Source organism: Ruoffia sp. FAM 24228, assembly GCF_045528575.1.
GTDB lineage: Bacteria > Bacillota > Bacilli > Lactobacillales > Aerococcaceae > Ruoffia > Ruoffia halotolerans.
This window is the reverse complement of record NZ_JBGQQZ010000112.1, coordinates 1-3,194: the sequence shown is the minus strand read 5'-3', so window position 1 is coordinate 3,194 and position 3,194 is coordinate 1. Positions and strand designations below refer to the sequence as shown.

3 protein-coding genes and 1 pseudogene are annotated in these 3,194 nt (G+C 37.2%); all 4 read right to left on the bottom strand.

Going from position 1 to position 3,194, the window contains the following annotated elements:
• Positions 1 to 122: 122 nt before the first annotated feature.
• Positions 123 to 728, bottom strand: coding sequence for a replication initiation protein (locus tag ACEN33_RS12025; RefSeq protein WP_407095183.1), 606 nt, complete (start codon positions 726 to 728; stop codon positions 123 to 125).
• A 14-nt stretch (positions 729 to 742) separates the two neighbouring features.
• Positions 743 to 1,296 (bottom strand): annotated as a pseudogene (locus ACEN33_RS12020) (ATP-binding protein).
• 371 nt (positions 1,297 to 1,667) lie between these two features.
• A complete protein-coding gene (locus ACEN33_RS12015; RefSeq protein WP_407090693.1) occupies positions 1,668 to 1,994 on the bottom strand; it encodes a hypothetical protein in 327 nt (108 codons plus the stop codon).
• Positions 1,991 to 2,548, bottom strand: coding sequence for an IS21 family transposase (gene istA, locus ACEN33_RS12010; RefSeq protein WP_407095182.1), 558 nt, complete (start codon positions 2,546 to 2,548; stop codon positions 1,991 to 1,993). Before istA ends, ACEN33_RS12015 begins: the two co-directional genes overlap by 4 nt.
• Positions 2,549 to 3,194 lie beyond the last annotated feature (646 nt).

The window sequence follows — 3,194 nt, the reverse complement described above, 5'->3', positions numbered from 1 at the left end:
CTTTGTGGTTAATGAATAATCGACCTAGGAAATGCTTAGATTACCAAACACCTTTGGAAGTATTTTTACACGAACTCTTATTAATTGAGTAAATAAAAAATTGTCGCATTAATTATTGCAATTCAACCTTTAAAAAAAGCCGATAGCTCATTCATAACTACTTTTATTATATTTTTGTCAATTTCACTTGGTGTGTAGTATATTGGTGTACCTAATAACAATTTGAATTCGCTAATTTTAAATTCTCTTTTTCCTATTGTTTCCCACTGTTTTAGCAGTCGATAGACAGTTTTAGCATACTTTGATCGAATGGAAGTGAATTCTGCTAACTCGTACGAAGTAAACTGCACATTTAAATGATTTAAAACATATTCAAACTCTTCTGTAACTTTCACAATCATACTCATATCACTCAGATCTTTATTCCATTTCACGCGAAAGAGACGAAACGGTGCCATCACTTCTAAAGAGTTATGTGTACGTTTAACGTACTGAATTTGAGTGATTTTATTTACTAAATCTTCGATTGTTTTTTTAAATCGTTTATTATGCGTAATTGAATAATTTGCTAAATCAGCGAGACTATGTTTTGTGAATGTTATTTCGCGCGTATTAACATCACGTAATTTCGCGATAATCGAAAAGAAAAAATTCATTTCTTCGCTTGTCCAGTTCTGCATTGATATTGCGTTCAAATCATTGTGATATTTAACAACTTCTTTACTCATTTAAATCCCTCTTCTTATGTTTTTCGATTATAGCTGCTAAATTCAAGGTTGGAGGTGATAATAATGCTTTTCTGCTCATACCAGTCACTAATAAGTTGGAAGAGTAATTCTGAGCCATTCTTCGTAAACGGGACGTATCCCATCTCATCTAGAATAATTAACTTCACCCGTCTGAATTGTTTTTTGAACTGCTCGAGTTGTTTTTCTTGCCAAGCCTTTTCTAATGCAGCACTAACTCACCAACACGCCAGAAGCGCGTCTCAATACCGTTTTGACAAGCTTTACGGCCAAGTCCAATCGCTAAATGGGATTTCCCAGTACCAGGCGCCCCGATACAGACTAAATTTTGTCGAGCATGAATAAATGCGAGCGACACCAACTGTTCCCTAGTATGACTATCTGGCAGTCGAATGTGCGGGTGCCAATCATACATTTCTAAGGTCTTCGTATGAGTAAATTTTGCCTGAGCTATTAATCGGTCGATGCGACGGGCTTCTTTCAACTCGACTTCAAGGGTTAATAGCTGATATAACCATTCTTCTTTCGTTGGTGCCTCAACAGTCGACATTAATTGAGCGATACTGGGTAACCTTAATTCTTGACAAAGCGCTTCAATCGTTTGGCTCATGAGGTGACCTCTTGGTTTGAGGGCACTGTTAACGCGTCATACGCCAGCCAATTCACATCACTGATACTCTCTTGCATCTCTTGTCCCAGTAGTTCATAAAAATTTTTATTGATCTCGATCAGTGAATGGTGGACAAGTAAATGGATTAACTGATCAATCCGTTGGTAAAGTAAGCGCAAATCATCGATCCCTAAGTGAGCTTGAAGTCTCCCTGGTAAATATTTCCAATACCTTGAGTAGGGGATTTTGGCCAACCGCTGTTTCCAGTCTTTTAAGATGTCCATCCAAGGAATTGCCCGCTGCTTATTCATCTAAGGTCGATAATCTTCGGCCAGTATTTCACCTTGAGGCGTTAAGATACGGTAACGATTCCAGGTCAGATGACCGACTAATCTTGGATGACGACGCGCATTTAATACGTGAATCCGTGTTTGACCCAATGTGATTTCATTCAATTTGTTAGCTTGGAGTTCGACTTCTTTGAAAACTGGATAAGCTTCATCCGGTAAAGCTAAACACGAGTATTGCTCGGTCTGCCATAATGCCTCAATTCGAACACCTTTTTCATAATGAATGGCTTGTCTCTTATCACGTAACGTCTGTTCAAGTTCTTGATTCAATGCGTGATAAGAAGTCATGCGGGGGAATCCGAAAAGAAATTATAGCGGACATACCCCACCTTGTTTTCGACGCTGCCTTTTTCATGCCCACTGGCTGGATTACAAACTTGAACCTCAAACCCATAGTGTAACGTGAAGAGTTGAAATCCTTCTGAAAGAACAGCCGGTTCAAATTTTGTCTTCGGTTGTGCAACAGCCGTGACCATATTGTCAATGCGAATTTTTCGTGGAACGCCTCCAATTTGATCAAACAGTTGCGTCATCCCGGTCAGTAAACATTCTTGATTTTCACTCGGTAATGCGACCGCAAAGCCAGCGTTACTAAACGGAAAACTCAAAACTAAGGCTTTAACATCTTTAAATACCCCTTGGTGTTCCACTTCCATTGTGCCAAAATCTAACTGGGCTTCCCCCGGTGGATGTTCAAGTCGTTCATATCCAGCAGTAGGTAACTCTTGATGATGGTTACTTTTCCATTCTCGAACATAGTTGGTCACCGTGCGATAGGAACCGGAAAAATTCAAGTCACATATTACAAAATCAGAATTTAATACATTTAAAATTTCAAGCATTCTCCCCGCTAATTAACCAATCGTTGCTGATTCTTGAGAATAATTCACCTCCATAAATTGATTAATATCTTTGCTCAAAATTATTTCATCGGATTCTTCTCCCTGATATATAACTAATAAAGGTCCTCCGTCTACAATTGTATAACTCCTTTCTATAACTAATAAAATCTATTAATTTAATAATTAACCATTTCTATCATGCATGATCTCATTTGTAAAATTTGTCGTTGTTTTCTTTCGAGTTCTTGCTTAGATTCACTACAATAAGTAAAAATAATAACTTTTTTTAAATTTACGCAGCTTTCAACAATCTCGCCAATAACTTCCAATTCGCTTTCTAAACATGTATAATGTGATTAACATTCTTGAATGAAATGGTCAGTAATGATTGGGATCTTCGGGAGAGTTTTAAGTTTATAGAATGTTAAGGAGGAGTGTATAGAAATACTTAGTGAGTTAAGGCTACAAGGTGTAAAGTTCGTTATGTATAATGTATTTTCTATAGCTAACATGACGAAAGAGAGTGTAAAATATTTTGTGTAAATAGAAAAAAGGAAGTCCCTTCTGTAGAATAGAGTTACCACACTAAATTCACAGAAAAGAGGACTTCCCTATGAACAATCTTACTACAGATATCTTACAGACT

Excerpts from the sequence above, each read along its gene's own strand:
- ACEN33_RS12025 (WP_407095183.1), bottom strand. The coding sequence starts at position 728 with ATGAGTAAAGAAGTTGTTAAATATCACAATGATTTGAACGCAATATCA.
- ACEN33_RS12015 (WP_407090693.1), bottom strand. The coding sequence starts at position 1,994 with ATGACTTCTTATCACGCATTGAATCAAGAACTTGAACAGACGTTACGT.
- istA (WP_407095182.1), bottom strand. The coding sequence starts at position 2,548 with ATGCTTGAAATTTTAAATGTATTAAATTCTGATTTTGTAATATGTGAC.